At 55.3% G+C, this 15328-nt stretch carries 16 protein-coding genes; 12 read left to right on the top strand and 4 right to left on the bottom strand.

Going from position 1 to position 15328, the window contains the following annotated elements:
- Window positions 1-3 precede the first annotated feature (3 nt).
- Both thrS and AC0T7J_RS00585 read right to left on the bottom strand, forming a co-directional pair.
- A complete protein-coding gene (gene thrS, locus AC0T7J_RS00590; protein ID WP_473791427.1) occupies window positions 4-1932 on the bottom strand; it encodes a threonine--tRNA ligase in 1929 nt (642 codons plus the stop codon).
- 245 nt (window positions 1933-2177) lie between these two features.
- Entirely contained in the window at window positions 2178-2939 is a 762-nt protein-coding gene (locus AC0T7J_RS00585; RefSeq protein WP_010245689.1) for a DUF481 domain-containing protein, read from the bottom strand.
- A 350-nt stretch (window positions 2940-3289) separates the two neighbouring features.
- Here AC0T7J_RS00585 and ghoS point away from each other — a divergent pair, with 350 nt between their 5' ends.
- Both ghoS and AC0T7J_RS00575 read left to right on the top strand, forming a co-directional pair.
- Complete coding sequence (gene ghoS / locus AC0T7J_RS00580) at window positions 3290-3607, top strand: type V toxin-antitoxin system endoribonuclease antitoxin GhoS (protein WP_473791425.1); 318 nt, start codon at window positions 3290-3292, stop codon at window positions 3605-3607.
- Between the two features lie 78 nt (window positions 3608-3685).
- Window positions 3686-4579: a fructosamine kinase family protein gene (locus tag AC0T7J_RS00575; protein WP_187510845.1), complete on the top strand. Its 894-nt coding sequence runs from the start codon at window positions 3686-3688 to the stop codon at window positions 4577-4579.
- A gap of 12 nt (window positions 4580-4591) precedes the next feature.
- On the opposite strand, the gene AC0T7J_RS00570 is transcribed toward AC0T7J_RS00575, so the two are convergent.
- On the bottom strand, window positions 4592-5128 hold the full coding sequence (locus AC0T7J_RS00570; RefSeq protein WP_010245694.1) for a YniB family protein: 537 nt from the start codon (window positions 5126-5128) through the stop codon (window positions 4592-4594).
- 146 nt (window positions 5129-5274) lie between these two features.
- Here AC0T7J_RS00570 and hxpB point away from each other — a divergent pair, with 146 nt between their 5' ends.
- The 6 genes from hxpB to AC0T7J_RS00540 all read left to right on the top strand — a co-directional run bounded on the left by hxpB (window position 5275) and on the right by AC0T7J_RS00540 (window position 10595).
- The gene (gene hxpB, locus AC0T7J_RS00565) at window positions 5275-5943 is read left to right on the top strand and encodes a hexitol phosphatase HxpB (RefSeq protein WP_473791422.1); all 669 of its coding nucleotides are present in this window, start codon (window positions 5275-5277) and stop codon (window positions 5941-5943) included.
- Between the two features lie 173 nt (window positions 5944-6116).
- On the top strand, window positions 6117-6953 hold the full coding sequence (gene kduI / locus AC0T7J_RS00560) for a 5-dehydro-4-deoxy-D-glucuronate isomerase (RefSeq protein WP_473791420.1): 837 nt from the start codon (window positions 6117-6119) through the stop codon (window positions 6951-6953).
- A 16-nt stretch (window positions 6954-6969) separates the two neighbouring features.
- Entirely contained in the window at window positions 6970-7731 is a 762-nt protein-coding gene (gene kduD / locus AC0T7J_RS00555; protein WP_473791419.1) for a 2-dehydro-3-deoxy-D-gluconate 5-dehydrogenase KduD, read from the top strand.
- A 140-nt stretch (window positions 7732-7871) separates the two neighbouring features.
- Entirely contained in the window at window positions 7872-8462 is a 591-nt protein-coding gene (locus tag AC0T7J_RS00550) for a metal-dependent hydrolase (protein WP_031590489.1), read from the top strand.
- 151 nt (window positions 8463-8613) lie between these two features.
- Window positions 8614-10005 carry an L-cystine transporter gene (locus AC0T7J_RS00545; protein ID WP_010245712.1) on the top strand — a complete coding sequence of 464 codons (1392 nt, stop codon included), beginning with the start codon at window positions 8614-8616 and terminating at the stop codon, window positions 10003-10005.
- Window positions 10006-10202: 197 nt separating this feature from the next.
- Window positions 10203-10595 (top strand): DUF6515 family protein, encoded by a 393-nt coding sequence (locus tag AC0T7J_RS00540; RefSeq protein ID WP_033771616.1) that lies wholly within the window; start codon window positions 10203-10205, stop codon window positions 10593-10595.
- Between the two features lie 66 nt (window positions 10596-10661).
- Here the strand turns inward: AC0T7J_RS00540 and osmE are convergent, their stop codons facing one another.
- Window positions 10662-10997 (bottom strand): osmotically-inducible lipoprotein OsmE, encoded by a 336-nt coding sequence (osmE, locus tag AC0T7J_RS00535; RefSeq protein WP_010245718.1) that lies wholly within the window; start codon window positions 10995-10997, stop codon window positions 10662-10664.
- A gap of 301 nt (window positions 10998-11298) precedes the next feature.
- Here osmE and AC0T7J_RS00530 point away from each other — a divergent pair, with 301 nt between their 5' ends.
- From AC0T7J_RS00530 to cho, 4 genes are all read left to right on the top strand, one after another.
- Window positions 11299-12501 (top strand): multidrug effflux MFS transporter, encoded by a 1203-nt coding sequence (locus AC0T7J_RS00530; RefSeq protein WP_473791415.1) that lies wholly within the window; start codon window positions 11299-11301, stop codon window positions 12499-12501.
- Window positions 12502-12619: 118 nt separating this feature from the next.
- A complete protein-coding gene (nadE, locus tag AC0T7J_RS00525; RefSeq protein ID WP_473791413.1) occupies window positions 12620-13444 on the top strand; it encodes an ammonia-dependent NAD(+) synthetase in 825 nt (274 codons plus the stop codon).
- 60 nt (window positions 13445-13504) lie between these two features.
- Window positions 13505-14395: an aromatic amino acid DMT transporter YddG gene (yddG, locus tag AC0T7J_RS00520; protein ID WP_473791411.1), complete on the top strand. Its 891-nt coding sequence runs from the start codon at window positions 13505-13507 to the stop codon at window positions 14393-14395.
- Between the two features lie 67 nt (window positions 14396-14462).
- Window positions 14463-15323 carry an excinuclease Cho gene (gene cho, locus AC0T7J_RS00515; RefSeq protein WP_473791409.1) on the top strand — a complete coding sequence of 287 codons (861 nt, stop codon included), beginning with the start codon at window positions 14463-14465 and terminating at the stop codon, window positions 15321-15323.
- The last annotated feature ends 5 nt before the right edge of the window (window positions 15324-15328 follow it).

The raw sequence follows: 15328 nt of genomic DNA, 5'->3' as shown, positions 1-15328 counted from the left end.
ACTTTATTCCTCCAATTGTTGAAGATTTCGGCTGCGAATCTCTTGTTGAAGTTTCTCAACAAACACATCGACATCCATCGACCCAAGGTCTTTACCACGGCGGGTGCGAACGGCAACTTTGCCAGATTCCACCTCTTTATCACCGCAGACCAACATATAAGGGACGCGACGTAATGTGTGCTCGCGGATTTTAAAGCCTATCTTCTCATTTCTCAAGTCTGCCTTCACACGAATGCCAGCATTCTGCAGCTTACGCGTCAAAGACTCAACATATTCTGCTTGTCCATCGGTAATATTCATTACCACGACTTGCAGCGGTGCCAGCCAGGTTGGGAAGAAACCGGCGAATTCTTCGGTCAGAATACCGATGAAACGCTCCATTGATCCCAGAATCGCTCGGTGAATCATCACTGGCGTCTGACGATCATTGTTTTCACCCACGTAGGTTGCTTCAAGGCGTTTTGGCAGGGAGAAGTCTAGCTGAACTGTTCCGCACTGCCAGGCGCGATCAAGACAATCGTACAAAGTAAACTCAATTTTAGGGCCGTAGAACGCGCCTTCGCCTGGCTGGAACTCAAACTCAATATTGTTTTCGTTCAGCGCAGCAGCCAGATCTTCCTCGGCACGATCCCACATCTCATCCGTACCGATGCGCTTCTCAGGACGGGTGGATAACTTCACCACAATCTTTTCAAAGCCGAAGGTGCTGTACATGTCATAAACCATGCGGATACAGCTGTTCACTTCGTCACGCACCTGCTCTTCAGTACAGAAAACGTGTGCATCATCCTGGGTAAAGCCACGAACACGCATCAGGCCGTGAAGCGCGCCTGAGGGTTCATTGCGGTGACAGCTGCCGAACTCTGCCATACGCAGCGGCAGGTCACGGTAGGATTTCAGACCCTGATTAAAGATCTGAACATGCCCAGGACAGTTCATCGGTTTGATGCAATATTCACGGTTCTCCGATGAGGTAGTGAACATCGCTTCTTTATAGTTTTCCCAGTGCCCGGTTTTTTCCCACAGGACCCGATCCATCATGAACGGACCTTTAACTTCCTGGTACTGGTACTCTTTTAATTTGCTGCGGACAAACACTTCCAGCTCGCGGAAGATGGTCCAGCCGTCATTATGCCAGAAGACCATGCCTGGTGCTTCTTCCTGCATGTGATAGAGATCCAGCTGCTTACCAATCTTACGATGGTCACGCTTCGCCGCCTCTTCCAGACGCTGCAGATAGGCTGCCAGCTGCTTTTTGTCTGCCCATGCGGTGCCATAAATACGCTGCAGCATTTTGTTGCTGCTGTCGCCGCGCCAGTAGGCACCGGAGATCTTCTGCAGTTTAAAATGATGGCAGAACCGCATATTCGGCACGTGCGGACCGCGGCACATGTCGACATATTCTTCGTGATGATACAGGCCAGGCTTGTCGTCATGGCTGATGTTTTCATCAAGAATGGTGGTCTTATAAATTTCGCCGCGCGCCGCAAAGACGTCGCGAGCTTCCTGCCAGCTGACATTCTTCTTCACCACATCGTAGTTGGTTTCAGCCAACTGATGCATGCGTTTTTCCAGCAGGTCGATATCTTCCTGGGTCAGGGTACGATCGATGTCGACATCATAATAGAAGCCGTTATCAATGACCGGGCCAATCGCCATTTTGGTATCCGGCCACAGCTGTTTAATCGCATGCCCTAACAGGTGCGCACAGGAGTGACGGATGATTTCCAGACCCGCTTCATCTTTAGCGGTAATGATCGCTACGGCGGCATCTTCAGTGATGGGATCAATAGCATCAACCAGTTCACCGTTAACACGGCCAGCGATACAGGCTTTCGCCAGGCCAGGACCGATGTCCAGCGCAATATCCATCACACTGACAGGGCGGTCAAACACGCGCTGGCTGCCATCAGGAAGCGTAATTACAGGCATTTCATATCCTTATTTGCAGTGGTAAGCCACACGAAAGCCTACATGCAACGTAATGTAAAATTAGTGACCTGGCGTGATATCAGACCCACATTGTCGGAATGTCGCCAGGATTTCAGTGCGGGTTGATGATAGCAGTTTTCCCCGGCGAGAAAAACCCATCCCTTTTTCGCTAAGCCCTGGAGAAATCAAAAAAAAGCGGCCTGACACGCTGTCAGGCCGCTGTGAATGCTGCTGCAAAAATGCACTTACATTGCGTAAGAGAGCATGATTGAAGTTTTGGTATCGGTGCGATCAGGCGCAGATTCCGCCGGATTGTTGTTCCAGCTAACGTTGTAAGCCAGCTTCAGCGCGAAGTGGCTGTTGATAGCAACCTGCAGACCGGTTTCAGAGTTCACCGTGGTGTCTTCTCCAAAGCTGCTCAGCACTGACACGCCCTGAATAAATTTAGTGGTGTCGGTCAGCTGCCACTGATAGCTGACTGCGCCATAGCCCAGCGCTTTGGTCTGATGACCACCCGCGTGGTAATCGTCATAACGTACACCCGGACCCAATTCCGCACGCAGCGAGTGCACCGGACCGTTCAGAATCTGACGACCGTAACCGGCTGTCAGCACGTCGCGTGAATCATAACCATTGAAACGATCGCTTAACCAGCTCGCCTGTCCAAACAGGTAATCATATGAATTAAGGTTGTAACGTGAACGACCCCCGATGTTGTAAGTCTCAGAAGAGCGCTCATCGTTTGACGAAGTGTTGGCTGCGTTACCCCACAAGCTGTAAGCCATAGATGACTGATACCAGGTCATGTTGGTCTGAGCCGTCATTGATGAACTGGTGGTGTTACCGGTTTGCGCCAGATATCCCGCAGCAGCAGACCCTTCAAACGGCTTTTTAGCTGTTGAAGGGTCATCCATTGACGTAAATACGGCGTTATCGGCCATTGCCTGGTGACAGAAAGCTCCGGCGGAGAGCAAAAGAACAGCAGACAGCTTGTTATAGGCTTTCATTAAATGTGATCCGTGCGACTGTTTAAAAAACGGAGAGTCTGAAGCGTTTTGCCGGGCATTCAATGCAATTTACGGTAAGTTTTGTAAAAAATTATTAACTTACACGAAATGCCTGGAATCACCCTGACAACCCCTGTTAATTGGGACTCATCTTATTAACGTCGCGCATTATAGTGCTGCCCAAACGAAAAGCCAGACGCAACGGCAGAAGTTTTTTACGTTATGCTGCTGGCTCCTGACACGAATTTACGCTATGCATCACGTCGCACACGTAGCATCTCCTTCATAATTCGCCTGATTTTTCACCATGGTCTACGCTCAGTTCAGTTTCCCTTCCCCGGAGGTGCCTCATGAGCAACACCTTAACCCGCTATATCGTGACCTTTCATTATCAGGAGTCGGGCTTAAGTGACATCCTGGAGCTGACCAGCGCGATGACCGCCGCAGGTTTCACGACCACGATGACAGATGACGACGGCCATTCACATGAACTCGGTACGAACAGCTATGGCATCGTCAGCACGCTGGAGGCTGAGGAGCTGCGGCAGCAGGTCACTGCGGCCGGTGAAAGCGCGCTGGGTCAGGAACCCGAGGTGATCGTCACGACCTTCGAAGAGTATCTGCGCGATGCCGCCGATCATCGCCCTGCCACCCCGGCGCCAGAATAAAGGGTGCAATCGCGCGGTTTTTGGTGAATATTTACGCAACACAATCGGACTTACGCAGCGAATAACGAGGATAGCCCAATGTGGTCAGCCATTAGTCGTCTGTTAAGCGAGCAGTTAGGCAACGCCGAAATCACTCAACGTCACGCCCTCGCCGGGGGTGATATCCATCCCACCTGGCAGATCCGCTACGGTGATCATGACGTCTTCGTCAAAAGTAACAGCCGCGATATGCTGTCGCTCTTTACCTGGGAAGCAGACCAGCTGGATTTGCTGGCGCGCACCGGCACGGTTCGGGTGCCTAAGGTTTATGGTGTGGGTCATCATCGCGAAGAGAGCTTTCTGCTGCTGGAATATATCAGGCCACAGCCACTTGATGAGCAGAGTGCATATCAGTTGGGTCAGCAACTGGCGCATCTGCATCAGTGGAGCGAGCAGACGCAGTTCGGCCTCGATTTCGACAATAACATCACTACGACGCCCCAACCCAACAGCTGGCTGCGACGCTGGTCGGTTTTTTTTGCTGAACAGCGCATTGGCTGGCAGCTGCAACTGGCGGCGGAAAAGGGAATTCAGTACGGGGATACAGAGCTGATCGTTGCCTGTGTGCAGCGGGTGCTCGCGTCACATCATCCGCAACCGTCGCTGCTGCATGGCGATCTCTGGCCGGCTAACTGCGCCAGCAGTGACAGTGGTCCCTGGCTGTTCGATCCTGCCTGCTACTGGGGCGACCGTGAGTGCGATTTAGCCATGCTGAGCTGGTATCCCGACCTGCCTCGCCAGATTTACGACGGTTATCAGGCAGTGTGGCCGTTACCGGATGGTTTTTCGCAGCGTCTGCCGGTCTACCAGCTCTACTATCTGCTCAACCGGGCTAACGTCTTTGGCGGACACTGGCCGGGCGATGCACAGTTCGCCATTGGCCAGTTGCTGGATGAGGATGCGCTGGGCGCCAGTCAGGCCAGACCGGCCTGACGGAGATCGCGGTCAGATAAAGCCCAGCAGCGACAGCGCAAAATAACCGGCTATCGCAATCACCACCGGCAGGACATAGAGCGGGAAGATCTGCAGGAAGATGGTGTGGCGAGGTACGCGCACCTTCTCTTCCAGTTGCTGGCGGCTGCGTCCTTCACTGCCCTTTGCCTGCTCCAGAATCATCTGATCCTCAATGCCTTCTTTGACGTGACGCGCCTGACGTCCCATCCGCGCGCCTGACGACTCCAGCGCCAGCCCGACAAAAATCAGAATGTAGATCAGCCAGAAACCCAGGTTCATCTGACCGTTAAATTCCGGTACCGGCGAGTTATGCCAGAAAACATTCAGGAATGGCGTGTTAAAGCGCAGCATATCGACGATGACGTGGACGAAATCGAGCATGACGGCATCAATGCCTGGCTGCTTTTCGCTGTGCTTAAACATAAAGCTCAGTACAGAAATAATGGTCGACAGCAGCGCCACTAAAAAGAGCACCCAGCCTGCCACTCGCTTGAGGATGGCGATACGGCCAGCCTGTTGATAGGTCATAATATCTCCTGAACCCGGAATCCGATTTGCCGTCAGTTTACCTGCCAACGGTGAAATTTCCCAAATAAAGCGTGGCCTGTCGGACAGAGCGTGCGCCAGCAAAGAATGATGTTAAGGTAAAGCCGACTTTAAAAGGAGACCCCCTGATGCCTTATCACCGCCCTGTCCTTGCCGCCCTGTTTGATATGGATGGCTTACTGATCGATTCTGAGCCGCTGTGGGATCAGGCTGAGCTGGATATCTTTTCAACGCTGGAAGTTGACCTGTCACGGCGCAGTGAAATGCCCGATACCCTGGGTCTGCGCATCGATCAGACTGTTCGGATGTGGTACGAAACGCTGCCGTGGCATGGCCCCTCTCAGCAGGAGGTTACTGAGCGAATTATTACGCGCGCCATGACGCTGGTGGATCAGACGCGGCCACTGCTGCCGGGCGTGGAAACGGCGCTGCAACTGTGCCGGGAACATGGGCTGAAAATCGGCCTTGCCTCCGCATCACCGCTAAAGATGCTGGAACAGGTGCTGGAGATCTTCAATCTGCGCCCTTATTTCGACGTACTGGCTTCAGCAGAAGCGCTGCCCTACAGTAAGCCCCATCCGCAGGTCTATCTCAACGCCGCTGCCAGCCTGGCAATCGATCCGCTCAACTGCGTCACGCTGGAGGATTCGTTTAACGGCATGATCGCCACTAAAGCAGCGCGTATGCGATCGATTGTGGTGCCCGCCGCCGAACACCGTGACGATCCCCGCTGGGCGCTGGCGGATGTCCGGCTGGACAACCTCACCCAGCTTAGCCTGCAACATCTGCAGGGATAATAACAGCCCGCTTATAGCGGGCTTTTTATTGCCTGTTGCACCTGTCGCTTGATCTGACCCGCAAAAAATAAAACAACGTTTCATTTTTATTGAATTCCTGTCCCGCTCTGCCTAAGATGCCAAAAGCGTCCCCGTTTGGGGCATGAATAACCTGACCTGCAGAGAGGCCTGAGATGGACGTTCGTCAAAGCATTCACAGCGATCACGCTAAGCAACTCGACACTGAAGCACTGCGCCGCGAGTTCCTGATTAAGAAGATATTTACTGCCGATGATTACACCCTGACCTACAGCCATATCGACCGCATCATTATTGGCGGCGTCATGCCGGTGAATAATCCGGTCACTATCGGTGATGAGATGGGAAAACAGCTGGGCGTCTCTTATTTCCTTGAACGCCGCGAGCTGGGCATGATCAATATTGGCGGCCCGGGTCTGGTAGAAGTTGACGGTAAAGCGTGGGAAATCGGTCACGAAGAGGCACTTTACGTCGGCAAAGGTGCGCGCAACCTGCTGTTCCGCAGCCTGAACCCGGCGCAGCCGGCCAAATTCTATTACAACAGTGCCCCAGCACACAGCACCTTCCCGGACAAGAAGATCACGCTTCAGGAAGCGGCCACCGCGACGCTGGGCGATGCCGCCACCTCCAATCGCCGCACCATTAACAAATTTATCGTGCCGGATGTGTTGCCCACCTGCCAGCTCACCATGGGCTTAACCAAACTGGATGAAGGCAGCCTGTGGAACACCATGCCCTGCCACACCCACGAACGCCGCATGGAAGTCTATTTCTACTTCGATATGAGTGAAGAGTGCGCCGTCTTCCACATGATGGGACAACCACAGCAAACCCGCCATCTGCTGGTACACAATGAGCAGGCGGTGATCTCTCCCAGCTGGTCAATTCATGCCGGTGTCGGCACCCAGCGTTACACCTTTATCTGGGGCATGGTGGGTGAGAATCAGGTCTTTGATGACATGGACCACGTCAAAATCAGTGAACTGCGCTGAGCAGAGGAGAAATACCATGGTACTGAATACGTTTAACCTGGAAGGTAAAGTCGCGCTGGTGACCGGCTGTAATACCGGTTTAGGGCAGGGTATGGCGCTGGGTCTGGCCCAGGCGGGTTGTGATATCGTCGGCGTTAACCGTGATGGCCCGGATGATACCCAAAGTAAAGTGGAGGCGCTGGGTCGCCGGTTCTGGCCGGTGCAGGCCGATCTGATGCAGACCAGCGTGGTGGCCTCAGTGGTTGAACAGGCGCTTGCCGCTGCCGGCAAAATTGATATTCTGGTCAACAATGCTGGCATTATCCGCCGTGAGGACGCACTGAATTTCAGCGAGCAGGACTGGGATGACGTGATGAATCTTAACAGCAAGAGCCTGTTTTTCCTGTCGCAGCAGGTTGCCCGTCAGTTTATCGCGCAGGGTAATGGCGGCAAGATCATCAATATCGCCTCCATGCTCTCCTTCCAGGGCGGTATCCGGGTGCCCTCTTATACAGCGTCGAAAAGTGCCGTGATGGGGCTGACCCGTCTGATGGCGAACGAGTGGGCAAAACATGGTATTAACGTCAATGCCATCGCTCCCGGTTACATGGCCACCAACAATACGGAACAGCTTCGTAATGATGAGTCGCGCAGCGAAGAGATTCTGGGGCGTATTCCGGCAGGCCGCTGGGGCGTGCCGGATGACATGATGGGTCCGGTGGTCTTCCTGGCCTCTTCAGCATCTGACTATGTCAACGGCTATACCCTGGCGGTGGATGGCGGCTGGCTGGCGCGTTAATCTCCCTGGCGGACAGTGTTTCATCATTGTCCGCCTTGTTAATAATATTCATGCTTCGTTACAGCGTCACATATTCTCATTTACTGGATAAATCCCTATACTGGATGCATCGACAGTTTTCTTTGCAACCAGGTTCTATCATGACGGGCGAAGGCCACATCATTTTTGCCATTGCCAGCGCTATCTTTGCGAAGCGTGCTGAGCTGACACCGGTGCTGGCGCAGGCCGACTGGTGGCACCTTGTTCCCTCAGCGCTGCTGACATGTCTGTTGCCCGATATCGATCACCCTAAATCTCTGCTGGGACAGCGACTGCGCTGGCTCTCTCATCCTATTGCGCGCGCGTTCGGCCATCGCGGCTTTACCCACAGTTTACTGGCGATAGCCGCCGGATTGTGGCTTTTTCAGATAAACCTGCCCCGGTCGTCGCCGATACCACCTGATGTCTTACAGGGTCTGACGCTGGGCTACCTTAGCCATATTGTGGCCGATATGCTGACACCTGCCGGGGTTCCGCTGCTGTGGCCCTGCCGCTGGCGCTTCCGGCTGCCGATTCTGCGCAGCCAGAAAGGCAACCAGCTTGAGCGGGCATTGTGTCTGGGACTGGTGGGATATGCGCTGTGGTTCCCGGTGGGAATGCCATCTTTTGGTGCAAACGGCTGGCCGTCACAGCTGTTCGATACGCTACAAAATGGCGTTGGTCGGTTGATTTCCAGTCATACTGCGCAATAAAACACCGTAAAACACCATTAAGTTATAAACCATGCCATTTGGATATAAGGCACCCTCTTCGCCTGCTGTTACCATTCCTGCTGTCTTAATTCGTGATTAACATTATGCGGCCTTTCCAGAGCGAAAGGCCGCATTACTCTGGAGTTTCAGTATGGACCTTCCTCTTACGCTTAATATCGTAGCCTTTGTGGTGCTGCTGGTATTGCTCTCTCGCTTCAGCCGTCAGAACTGGAGCCTGTCGAAAAAAGTGCTGACCGGTCTGGTGATCGGCGTTCTGTTCGGCCTGGTTTTGCAGTTGATCTACGGCGAAAACAGCGCAGTGGTCAAAGAGTCAATCAGCTGGTTTAACATCGTCGGTAATGGCTATGTCCAGTTGCTGCAGATGGTCGTGATGCCGCTGGTGTTCGTTTCCATTCTGAGTGCGGTCGCCCGTCTGCATAACGCCTCGTCGCTGGGAAAAATCAGCGTACTGACGATTGGCGTACTGCTGTTTACCACCGCGATCTCGGCGCTGGTCGGCGTCTTCGTGACCGGCCTGTTTGGCCTGAGCGCGGAAGGTCTGGTTCAGGGCGTACAGGAAACTGCACGTCTCAGTGCGATTCAGAGCAACTATGTCGGCAAGGTAGCTGACCTGACCGTGCCGCAACTGGTGCTCTCCTTTATCCCGAAAAACCCGTTTGCCGACCTGACCGGCGCCAGTCCGACCTCGATTATCAGCGTCGTCATCTTCGCTGCCTTCCTGGGTGTGGCTGCACTGCAGTTGCTGAAGGATGATGAAGTTAAAGGTCAGCGCGTGCTGGTCGCGATCGATACGCTGCAGTCGTGGGTCATGAAGCTGGTGCGTTTAGTGATGAAGCTGACGCCTTATGGTGTGCTGGCGCTGATGACCAAAGTGGTTGCCGGTTCTAACCTGCAGGACATCATCAAGCTGGGCAGCTTTGTGGTCGCCTCTTACCTCGGTCTGGCCATCATGTTTGGTGTCCACGCCCTGCTGCTGTCGGTAAATGGTATCAATCCGATGCGCTTCTTCCGTAAAGTGTGGCCGGTTATTACCTTCGCCTTCACCAGCCGCTCCAGCGCAGCCAGCATTCCGCTGAGCGTCGAGACCCAGACCCGTCGTCTTGGCGTGCCTGAGTCGATTGCCAGCTTCGCGGCCTCTTTTGGTGCCACTATCGGCCAGAACGGCTGTGCCGGTCTCTATCCAACCATGCTGGCAGTGATGGTTGCGCCAACCGTCGGGATCAACCCGTTTGACCCGCTGTGGATTGCGACGCTGGTCGGGATCGTGACGCTGAGCTCAGCAGGCGTTGCTGGTGTCGGCGGTGGTGCAACCTTCGCGGCGCTGATTGTCCTGCCTGCGATGGGCCTGCCGGTCACCCTGGTGGCGCTGCTGATCTCCATTGAGCCGCTGATTGATATGGGTCGTACTGCCCTGAACGTCAACGGTTCTATGACCGCCGGCTCCCTGACCAGTCGCTGGTTAGGTATGACCGATAAGCGCGTCCTGGAAAGCGACGACAACGCCGAACTGGCGCACCGATAATCTCTAATCTCTGCTTTGAACCTGGCGCGCCCGCGCCAGGTTATTCCCGCCCTTCTTCTCCATAATCTCACCCATTAATGGCGGCGCCGTTAAGAAAGCGTTAAGCATGGTAAACAGGCGAAAAATCGCCGCTTTAGTGCTTGTCTTTACCCGGTAAAAAGCGAATTCTGCATCCAGTCTTATGAGGAGAACACCTGATGAAAAAGATAATCGCCTCGCTTCTGACGCTGACGCTTTTGACACCCGCTCTGGCTTTCGCGCATCCTGGCGACTGGGGCCCGCCGGGGGGATGGGGTCGACATGGCGGCCACGGGCCGCACTGGGGCGGACCTGGGCCGGTGCGCTTTTTGCCTGAAGCCGCAACCGCGGTGCTGATAGGCGGACTGACTTACTATCTGCTCAACGGCAATTATTATCAGCGTCACGGCGATGAGTATGTGGTGGCAGAGCCGCCTGCAGAGTCGCGGGTCAGCAGTGAAATGCGGGTACTCGACTTTAACGGTAAACGCTTCTATGTGCAGGCTGGCCACTTCTACCAGCGGCAGATAGATGGCGATTATGTTGAGGTGCCGCGTCCGGCAGGATTGTAGTCAGTGCCACAACGAAAAACGGCCCGTCATGATGACGGGCCGTTTGCTATTCAGGGGCACTAATAATTACTGCTGAACCTGCGGATCGGTGTCATATTCCGCACAGCTCTGGAAACCGTAGTTCATGACACGGCCGGTGTCGTTGTAGCTCACGAAGTAAGTCTGTGCTTTACCGTCGCGCTGACCCAGTACATAAGTCTGGCAGGTGCCGCGCGCGTGAACCATGGTGATTTCAGTAGAAGGCGTACCGGCAATCTGACGAACCTGATCACGGGTCATACCCTTTTTAACATCCTTAACCACTGGCTTAGTCACGTAGCTTTCCGCACGATCGTAAGTCGTACAACCAGACAGTGCAGCCAGCGTCAGCGCCGCAGCGATACATCCCATCACTTTATTCATCTTGTTGTTCCTCATTTATTGTCCATGTGGAAACAAGCCTGGAACATAAATGCTGATTTATCAAGTTTATGACGAACAATTAGTGGCCTGTTAAATGTCAGGATTTCGTAAAGAAGGCTGTTTTGCTGTCAACGCAGACGTATACTCCCCGGCAAAACAGGCACCCGATAGCGCCCCGTTTTAAAGACCGCACCGTCAACCGCGCAGACGCAGGTCGGCGTGAATGTCGCGTTACCGGACGACGTTTTTCGCTGCTTTACCCGTTTTCTGTCAACCCCATCGCTGACAATCCCGAGGATAAATGACCCCTGTACACTCCAATCGCCTGGTTTATGCCATCACGCTGGGCCTGCTGGCCGCACTGGGCCCGCTCTGCATCGACCTCTATCTGCCTGCGCTGCCACAAATGGCGCAGGATCTGCACACCGAAACCGCTACCGCGCAGCTGAGCCTGACCGCCGGCCTGCTAGGTCTGGGCTTTGGCCAGCTGCTCTTTGGCCCGATGAGCGATAAGTTCGGCCGCCTGCGCCCGCTGACCCTGTCACTGGTGTTGCTGTTTATCGCCTCAATGGGCTGTGCGCTGGCGCAGGATATTAACCAGCTGCTGCTGGCGCGGCTGTTTGAAGGATTAGCGGGTGCGGGCGGCGCAGTCCTTTCACGGGCGATTGCACGCGATATGTACAGCGGTCACGAACTGACGCGATTCTTCGCGCTGCTGATGCTGGTCAACGGTCTGGCACCAATCGGCGCACCGGTACTAGGCGGTGCCCTGATGACGATTTTAAACTGGCGCGGCATCTTCATGGTACTGGGCGGCATTGCCATTCTGCTGATCCTGCTGGCGCGCTGGAAGCTGCATGAAACCCTGCCTGAGGCACGCCGCAGTAAAGGATCGATTTTCTCCGCCTACGCGGCACTCGGTCAGGTGATTACCCATCGCCCCTTTATGGGCTTCTGCCTGACTCAGGGGTTTATGATGTCCGGCATGTTCGCCTATATCGGTGCCTCGCCGTTCGTGCTGCAGCAACTCTATGGTCTTTCGCCCCAGGCCTTTAGCTTCTGCTTTGCGGCCAACGGGTTTGGCCTGGTGATTGCTTCACAGACCAGCGCCCGCCTCTGTCCATTGTGGGGCGAATATCGGGTGCTGAAAGGCGGACTGACGCTAGCTTTTGTCGCCTCCAGTCTGCTGCTGCTGGCCGCGCTGCTGCATGCCCCGTTAGCGCTGCTGCTGGTGGCACTGTTCTTTACCATTGCCAGCAACGGCGTTATCGCTACCACCGCCTCGTCCCTGGCGATGCAGAGTCAGGGCCATCGGGCTGGCAGCGCCTCCGCGGTGATTGGTGTCACCATGTTCACGCTGGGTGCGATTACCGTGCCGATCACCGGTATCGGCGGCACCTCGGTGCTGAGCATGTGCGCCACCATTTTTGGCTGCTTTATGATGGCGATTCTGATGTTTAGCGTGCTGGCGAAAAAACCGCTGCCGCAGGTAAAAACTCACTGATTTCGCAACGTTTCACGGCAATCAGTTACCGCTTTGGCTTGTTGTTTTCGCTAAGGCACGTTAGCTTTAATAAAACGTTCGCATCGAGCCGACAGGCCACTGACCTGAGGAGAAGTTCATGTCACTGCAGCAGGAAATTATTGAAGCCCTGGGTGTGAAACCCACTATCGACGCCGACCAGGAAGTGCGCGTCAGCATCGATTTTCTTAAAGCCTACCTGAAACGTCACAGCGGACTGAAAACGCTGGTGCTGGGGATCAGCGGCGGTCAGGATTCAACTCTGGCAGGCGCGCTGGCACAGCAGGCGATCACCGAACTGCGTCAGGAGAGCGGTGATAACGACTACACCTTTATTGCGGTGCGTCTGCCCTATGGTGTGCAGGCGGATGAGCAGGATTGTCAGGACGCGCTGGCCTTTATCAAACCCGACCGTTCGCTGGTGGTAAACATCAAAGAGTCGGTGCTGGCCAGTGAGCGCGCGCTGAAAGAGGCGGGTATTACGCTTTCCGATTTTGTCCGCGGCAATGAAAAAGCCCGCGAGCGGATGAAAGCGCAATACAGCATCGCCGGCATGACCAAAGGCGTAGTGGTCGGCACCGATCACGCGGCTGAAGCCGTTACCGGCTTCTTCACCAAGTATGGCGATGGCGGCACTGACATCAATCCTCTGTTCCGCCTGAACAAGCGTCAGGGCAAGCAGTTGCTGAAACACCTTGGCTGCCCGGAGCATCTCTATCTGAAGAAACCCACTGCCGATCTGGAAGATGATCGTCCAGGTCTGCAGGATGAAGTGGCGCTGGGCGTCACCTATGAGATGATTGATGACTACCTGGAAGGCAAAAGCATCGATCCTGACAGCGCGCGTATCATCGAAGGCTGGTATCAGAAAACCGAGCACAAACGTCGTCCGCCGATCACGGTATTCGACGACTTCTGGAAGTAATCCTGCCCCTCCCTTGCCGCGGCAAGGGAGGCTTCTCTCACTGACCTTGTTGATTGCTGCATGCCTGCCACCGCTTCGCGCGCGACCCTCATCGGGCTTGTCGCCATTCTGCTCTGGAGTACGACCGTTGGCCTGCTGCGCAGCGTCAGTGAAGCCTTTGGCGCCACCGGCGGCGCGGCGCTGATCTACACTACCACGGCGTGTCTGCTCTGCCTGACCCGGGGCCTGCCCAGACCCGGCACACTGCCCGCCCTCTACCTGTGGCTGGGCGGCGCCCTCTTTGTCGGTTATGAAATCTGTCTGGCGCTGGCCATCGGGCTGGCCAGCGATCGCAGCCAGTCACTGGAGCTGGGGATGATTAACTATCTCTGGCCCTGCCTGACCGTCGTGCTGGCCATTCCGTTTAATCAGCAGCGTTTCCGTGTCTGGCTGTGGCCAGGACTGCTGCTGTCGCTGCTGGGGATCGTCTGGGTAATGAAAGGCAGCGGCAGCGGATCGCCGGCGCTGTTGTGGCAGAATATGCTGCGCAACCCGGTCGCCTATGCGCTGGCCTTTATCGCCGCCCTGACCTGGGCGCTCTACAACAATCTCACCCGCCGCTTTGCCCGTGGTTCCAATGGCGTCACGCTGTTTTTTATCCTGACCGCCCTGGCGCTGTGGCTGAAATATGCCTTCAGCGACCACGCTGCACCGATGACCTTTACGCTGGTGCCGCTGCTGGAGGTGCTGTTTGTCGGGCTCTCCACCGCCATCGCCTATTCCGCCTGGAATCACGGGATTCAGCAGGGCAATCTGACGCTGCTGGCCACCGCCTCCTACTTTACGCCGGTGCTGTCGGCTCTGCTGGGATCGCTGTGGCTCGGCCTGACGCCGCCGCAGGCGTTCTGGCAGGGCGTGGCAATGATCACGCTCGGCTCGCTAATCTGCTGGCGGGCAACACGGTCTCTGTAATCAGATGGCTGGCGATCATTTCACCTGCCTGTTATGCTGTATGGACAACCAGTAAATGGAGTCCATCTTGGTCAGACGTTCTGCCATACTTCGCCCCGAACCCGACGCGAATGCAATTTATCAATATCCCGAACACCTGCGTGAATGGCTGGAAGGCCTGCCAAATCATCCTGGCGTCTATACCTTCCACGGCGAAAGTGAATCGCTGCCGCTCTATATCGGTAAAAGTGTGAATCTGCGTTCGCGGGTGATGTCCCATTTCCGCACCCCGGACGAGGCGAAAATGCTGCGCCAGTCGCGGCGTGTGAGCTGGATCCCTACCGCGGGCGACCTCGGCGCGCTGTTGCTGGAAGCGCAGATGATCAAAACCCAGCAGCCGCTGTTCAATAAGCGACTGCGCAAAAACCGTCAGCTCTGTTCATTGCAGATTACCGATGGCAAACCGAATGTGGTCTACGCAAAAGACCTCGATTTCAGTCAGTCCCCCAACCTGTTTGGGCTCTATCGTAGTCGCTTCGCCGCGCTGGAACGGCTCAAGCAACTCGCGGATGAGTATCAGCTCTGTCATGGCCTGCTGGGTCTGGAAGCGCTGAGTGCAGGGCGAGGCTGCTTCCGCTCGGCACTGCGCCGTTGCGCCGGAGCCTGCTGTGGTAAAGAACCGATCAGCGATCATCAGGATCGACTGCTGGAAGCGCTGGAAAACGTGCGGGTGTTCTGCTGGCCGTGGCAGGGTGCCGTGGGGCTGGTGGAGAAAGGCAAAGAGATGACGCAGATCCACGTTATCGACCACTGGTTCTATCTCGGTTCGGTCAGCAGCATGGATGAGGCCAGAAAACTGCAGCGGCCCAAAGGCGGTTTTGATCACGACGGCTACAAAATCCTCTGCCGCCCGATTCTGTCGGGTGCCTACCCTATTCTGCCGCTATAAAAAAA

This window comes from Pantoea sp. E956-1, from assembly GCF_982223955.1.
Note: the sequence above shows the minus strand (reverse complement) of the source record. Positions and strands in the feature narration are given on the sequence as shown.

Bases quoted from the DNA above. Each gene is read 5' to 3' on its own strand.
- thrS (WP_473791427.1), bottom strand. From the start codon at position 1,932: ATGCCTGTAATTACGCTTCCTGATGGCAGCCAGCGCGTGTTTGACCGC.
- AC0T7J_RS00585 (WP_010245689.1), bottom strand. From the start codon at position 2,939: ATGAAAGCCTATAACAAGCTGTCTGCTGTTCTTTTGCTCTCCGCCGGA.
- ghoS (WP_473791425.1), top strand. From the start codon at position 3,290: ATGAGCAACACCTTAACCCGCTATATCGTGACCTTTCATTATCAGGAG.
- AC0T7J_RS00575 (WP_187510845.1), top strand. From the start codon at position 3,686: ATGTGGTCAGCCATTAGTCGTCTGTTAAGCGAGCAGTTAGGCAACGCC.
- AC0T7J_RS00570 (WP_010245694.1), bottom strand. From the start codon at position 5,128: ATGACCTATCAACAGGCTGGCCGTATCGCCATCCTCAAGCGAGTGGCA.
- hxpB (WP_473791422.1), top strand. From the start codon at position 5,275: ATGCCTTATCACCGCCCTGTCCTTGCCGCCCTGTTTGATATGGATGGC.
- kduI (WP_473791420.1), top strand. From the start codon at position 6,117: ATGGACGTTCGTCAAAGCATTCACAGCGATCACGCTAAGCAACTCGAC.
- kduD (WP_473791419.1), top strand. From the start codon at position 6,970: ATGGTACTGAATACGTTTAACCTGGAAGGTAAAGTCGCGCTGGTGACC.
- AC0T7J_RS00550 (WP_031590489.1), top strand. From the start codon at position 7,872: ATGACGGGCGAAGGCCACATCATTTTTGCCATTGCCAGCGCTATCTTT.
- AC0T7J_RS00545 (WP_010245712.1), top strand. From the start codon at position 8,614: ATGGACCTTCCTCTTACGCTTAATATCGTAGCCTTTGTGGTGCTGCTG.
- AC0T7J_RS00540 (WP_033771616.1), top strand. From the start codon at position 10,203: ATGAAAAAGATAATCGCCTCGCTTCTGACGCTGACGCTTTTGACACCC.
- osmE (WP_010245718.1), bottom strand. From the start codon at position 10,997: ATGAATAAAGTGATGGGATGTATCGCTGCGGCGCTGACGCTGGCTGCA.
- AC0T7J_RS00530 (WP_473791415.1), top strand. From the start codon at position 11,299: ATGACCCCTGTACACTCCAATCGCCTGGTTTATGCCATCACGCTGGGC.
- nadE (WP_473791413.1), top strand. From the start codon at position 12,620: ATGTCACTGCAGCAGGAAATTATTGAAGCCCTGGGTGTGAAACCCACT.
- yddG (WP_473791411.1), top strand. From the start codon at position 13,505: ATGCCTGCCACCGCTTCGCGCGCGACCCTCATCGGGCTTGTCGCCATT.